At 53.5% G+C, this 724-nt stretch carries 1 rRNA gene; it reads right to left on the minus strand.

The window, feature by feature from the left end:
• Positions 1–704, minus strand: a 16S ribosomal RNA gene (locus tag ACODRZ_RS26780); the annotation flags it as partial.
• Between the last annotated feature and the right edge of the window lie 20 nt (positions 705–724).

A 724-nucleotide genomic window follows, 5' to 3' on the forward strand; every position in this document is an offset into this window, starting at 1 on the left:
CCTCAGCGTCAATACTTGTCCAGTCAGTCGCCTTCGCCACTGGTGTTCTTCCGAATATCTACGAATTTCACCTCTACACTCGGAATTCCACTGACCTCTCCAAGATTCTAGTCACCTAGTTTCAAAGGCAGTTCCGGGGTTGAGCCCCGGGCTTTCACCTCTGACTTGAGTAACCGCCTACGCGCGCTTTACGCCCAGTAATTCCGAACAACGCTAGCTCCCTCCGTATTACCGCGGCTGCTGGCACGGAGTTAGCCGGAGCTTATTCTCCAGGTACTGTCATTATCATCCCTGGTAAAAGAGCTTTACAACCCTAAGGCCTTCATCACTCACGCGGCATTGCTGGATCAGGCTTGCGCCCATTGTCCAATATTCCCCACTGCTGCCTCCCGTAGGAGTCTGGGCCGTGTCTCAGTCCCAGTGTGGCTGATCATCCTCTCAGACCAGCTAAGGATCGTCGGCTTGGTAGGCCATTACCCCACCAACTACCTAATCCTACGCGGGCTCATCCCTGGGCGATAAATCTTTGGTCCGAAGACATCATCCGGTATTAGCAGTAATTTCTCACTGTTATTCCGAACCCAAGGGCAGATTCCCACGCGTTACGCACCCGTGCGCCACTAGATCCGAAGATCTCGTTCGACTTGCATGTGTTAGGCATGCCGCCAGCGTTCGTTCTGAGCCAGGATCAAACTCTCAAGTTGTGTCACAATGTCCACGGCAC

It is taken from the genome of Novosphingobium sp. FG90 (assembly GCF_057808725.1).